Origin of the sequence: Rhodoferax sp. UBA5149 (genome assembly GCF_002413825.1) — a bacterium.
In the GTDB taxonomy this organism is placed as follows: Bacteria; Pseudomonadota; Gammaproteobacteria; order Burkholderiales; family Burkholderiaceae_C; genus Rhodoferax.
Map to the genome: position 1 here is coordinate 5,818 of NZ_DHXT01000034.1, position 725 is coordinate 6,542.

General features: G+C 64.6%; 1 protein-coding gene. It reads right to left on the reverse strand.

All coding sequences use genetic code 11. The features are described from left to right. The coding region (locus B3V69_RS02760) for a biotin/lipoyl-binding protein (RefSeq protein WP_296443573.1) at nucleotides 1-725 on the reverse strand (725 nt) is incomplete at both ends.

A 725-nucleotide genomic window follows, 5' to 3' on the forward strand; every position in this document is an offset into this window, starting at 1 on the left:
TTGGCCTTGGTCTGGTCGGATTCAAGCTGGCTGTGTTTGCTGGCCGCCTGGGCCTGGCGGTCGCTTAAAGCGCGCAGGGTTTCCGCCCGGTAGGCGGCTTTGGCTTGTTCGGTTTCTTTGGCGCTGGACAGGGCTTCGGCGAGGCGGGCACGCTGGACGCTGAGGTCGCGTTCCAGCTCGACGCGCTCCCGGGTTTTGTCCTGGGTGGCGTGGCTCGATATATAGCCTTGCGCCACGAGCTTTTTGAAGTCGGTCTCGCGCGTTTGCGCCATCGGCACGGTGGCCTCCAGCTTGGCGATGGTTTCCCGCACGGTGGCGGTTTCCGCCTGGCGACGGGCGGCCTCGGCGTCGAGCTTGCCCAGCTTGGCGCTGATGTCTTGCCACTCCGACTGCAATTGCGCCTGGGTCGCCGGGTCTTTGATCAAATCGGCCTCTAGCCCCCGCAGCACGGGCGTGAGCAGCTTCACATTTGATAGCGACTGCAGAAGAGCCCCGGTGCGCATCACTTCCGACGCTTGTGTCCTGAGCTGCTCTTGCACATTGGCTTTGTCGGCGCTGGCCATGGTGGGGTCGAGTTCCACCAGCACCTGACCCATCTGCACGCGGTCTCCATCCTTCACCAGCACTTTGCGCACGACGCTGGCCTCCAACGGCTGGATCACCTTGGTGCGGTCGCTGGCGATGATGCGCCCCGGCGCCACCGCCACGATGTCGACCTGGCCGAA